Raw genomic sequence first — 2710 nt, forward strand, 5'->3', positions numbered from 1 at the left:
GGGCCTTGGACAGGTCATCGGCCAGACTGAATATGCTCTTGTCCCCGAGCTCGCCTCCAGCGGCCAGATTCACCAGGTAGGAGGCGTGGATGACGGTGGGCAAAACCCCCAGATTCTCCTTGCGGGCTCTGAAACCCTCTACTTCTCCGGCTCGCAGGCTGCGGGTTGTCCAACCGCGAGGGCTCTTGGCAAAGATCTGGATGGCGCCCAAGCCCAGCAAAAGTGCCTCTTCGGCGGCCCCAGCAATTCCCAGTTTGCCGGCAATGGACACATGAAAACCGTATTTCAATTGAGAATCTCCACCTTTACCTGAATGACTCCTTGCCGGTGCATTCCAAGCTGACGAGCGGCTTCAAAAGACAGGTCTATAATTCGGCCCCGGATGAAGGGGCCACGGTCGTTGATGCGAACCACGATACTCCGGCCATTTTGCAGATTGGTAACGCGGACCCGGGTGTTGAAGGGCAGGGTGCGGTGGGCGGCGGTCATGTGAAACTTGTTGAAGCGTTCCCCATTGGCTGTTAGACGCCCATGGAACCGTGGCCCATACCAGGAGGCCCAGCCCTGCTGGATAGAGCGGACAGAGGGCGGGAGCGGGGCGGGTTCTTCGGGGGCTGCGGGTGGACGAATAAAGACCCAGGGGGGGGTTTCCTCGGCGGGATCGGGCAGTTCGGGTAGGGGCAGTACCTCCAGGTTCATTGGATCCCAGTCCGAGGTAGGAATGGCCAGCTTTATACCGACCGGCAAGGGGTCTTCGATCAGACCGTTGATCATCATAAGGTCGGCCACGCTAACCTGAAACAGCCGGGCAATGCGTTGCAGGGTATCGCCGGGCTGTACCACATAGCCCTGTCCCCAGGCCAGTCCACAAAACAACAGCAGGGCAGTCCAGTGCTTCATAGCTCGATCAGGTGTTTGGGGCTTTTTGAAAAGACCTCATATCCATTCTGGGTGACCAGGGCCAGATCCTCGATACGACAACCGGCTACATTGGGAATGTAGACGCCAGGCTCTATGGTTACGATGTTACCAGCCTCGAGGGTATCCTCTGAGGTCTGGCCCAGGCTGGGGCCTTCGTGGATAAACAGACCCACCCCGTGCCCCAGCCCGTGGGTAAAGTACTCCCCATAACCCCGGCTCGCCAGGTGGTTGCGTGCCAGCATATCCAGATCCTGGCCTCTTTTCCCTGGGCCAACCGCCTCCAGGGCCAGGATCTGGGCCTCCAGCACCGCCTGATAGATGGAGCGCAGCTCCTCGGAAATCTTTCCCACCGCCACCGTGCGGGTCATGTCGGAGCAGTAGCCTCCAACCACACAGCCAAAATCCAGCGTGACCAGCTCCCCCTGCTGGATTTTGCGCTTGCTGACGCCGCCGTGGGGCATGGAGCTGCGCTCCCCGGATGCGACCGTAATGCCGAAGGCCAGCCCCTCTGCGCCGTTTTTGCGCAGGAAAAACTCGAGTTCCAGGGCTACCTCCAACTCCTGTACCCCTGGCTTTATGAAGGGCAGGATGTGCTGAAACCCCAGGTCGGCTAGCGCAGCCGCCTTGCGAATGAGACCAGTTTCTTCGGGGGTTTTGCACTGGCGCCGTTTTTCAAAAACCCCCGTAGTGGAGACAAACTCCAGGGTCGGAAAGTCTTTTTTGAAGCTATCCAGGGTTGCTACGCTGAGGTGATCGGCCTCGATGCCCACCCGGCCAAGGAAAAACTCGGCGAGGAGCAGGTGCATCTCCGAGCGTTTCAGCAGGATGCGGTGGGGAAAGCACTGCTGGCTGGCTTCCACCAGGTAGCGCCCGTCGGTGATGAGGGTAACTCCAGTACGGGTAATGACGATCCTGGCATCTTTGCCTTCTACAAACCCTGAAAGGTAGCGAACATTGTGGGGATTGGAGATGAAAAGCACGTCGAGCTCGAGCTCGTCTAGCAGCAGGTTGAAGTTCACGATCCGACTCTACCCTAACCGCAGGGTTTCAGGCCGATACTCATTTCACAAGGGTAATATTGTGAAACTATACACAAGAATCTCATGGAAGGAAGTCGTTGGCGTGTTAAGTTCTTCCAGAGGATGTGTATGCGCCACTTTGCTTTGATCTGGCTTCTGGTTTTCCATGCCCCCCTGGCCCTGGCCCAGGTCTCGCCCGAGGCGGCGCAGTTGCTCGAGCGAGGCCGCGCTGTGCTGGGCGGTGCGGCCCTGACCAACCTCAAAACCTACCGCGAAGTCACCACCAACATCTACTTCGCGGCCGATGGCACCGAGGAGAGCCGCATTGTGACCTTGTTGCTGGTGGATTTTGCCAACAACCGGGTGCGGCTGGAGATCTACGACCCCCAAAGCTTGAATAGTCCGAATCCAGTCCCGCTGGCTTTGCAGCAGTACAGCCCCCAGGAGAGCTTTTTTTGGAGCCGCGAAACCTCGCTGCGGCCCTTACCGGCCAGTCAGCGGGAGTTGCTGCGCTCGAGCCTCTACACCGGCTGGCTGGGTCTGAAATATGGCAGCAGCAACCGGGAACGGGCCAGTGTGTCCCCGGGCAGCCTGCGGAACCAGACGGGCCGCTTGCTCACCGTCAGCACCCAGGGGTGGGTCAGCACCTATTTGTTTGGTGCCGATGGCCTGCTACTGGGCGAACGCCTGACCATCCCGGAGGTTGGGGAGAGCATCACCTTTTTCGCCAACTATCAGATGGTGGATGGAATACGGGTTCCACAGCGGTG

The 2710-nt window shown here is 59.0% G+C and carries 3 protein-coding genes and 1 pseudogene; 1 reads left to right on the top strand and 3 read right to left on the bottom strand.

Annotation, left to right across the window (positions count from 1 at the left end; translation table 11 throughout):
• The 3 genes and pseudogenes from Q0288_RS02160 to Q0288_RS02170 form a co-directional block, all read right to left on the bottom strand.
• Positions 1 to 289, bottom strand: a pseudogene (locus tag Q0288_RS02160) (endonuclease IV); the annotation flags it as partial.
• Positions 286 to 900 carry a septal ring lytic transglycosylase RlpA family protein gene (locus Q0288_RS02165; protein ID WP_299426491.1) on the bottom strand — a complete coding sequence of 205 codons (615 nt, stop codon included), beginning with the start codon at positions 898 to 900 and terminating at the stop codon, positions 286 to 288. The gene Q0288_RS02165 and the pseudogene Q0288_RS02160, both read right to left, overlap by 4 nt.
• A complete protein-coding gene (locus Q0288_RS02170) occupies positions 897 to 1940 on the bottom strand; it encodes an aminopeptidase P family protein (protein WP_299426494.1) in 1044 nt (347 codons plus the stop codon). Before Q0288_RS02170 ends, Q0288_RS02165 begins: the two co-directional genes overlap by 4 nt.
• A 129-nt stretch (positions 1941 to 2069) precedes the next feature.
• On the opposite strand from Q0288_RS02170, the gene Q0288_RS02175 reads away from it, so the two are divergent.
• On the top strand, positions 2070 to 2710 hold a 641-nt coding region (locus tag Q0288_RS02175), incomplete at its 3' end, for a hypothetical protein (RefSeq protein ID WP_299426497.1).

It is taken from the genome of uncultured Meiothermus sp. (genome assembly GCF_937863175.1).
In the GTDB taxonomy this organism is placed as follows: domain Bacteria; phylum Deinococcota; class Deinococci; order Deinococcales; family Thermaceae; genus Meiothermus.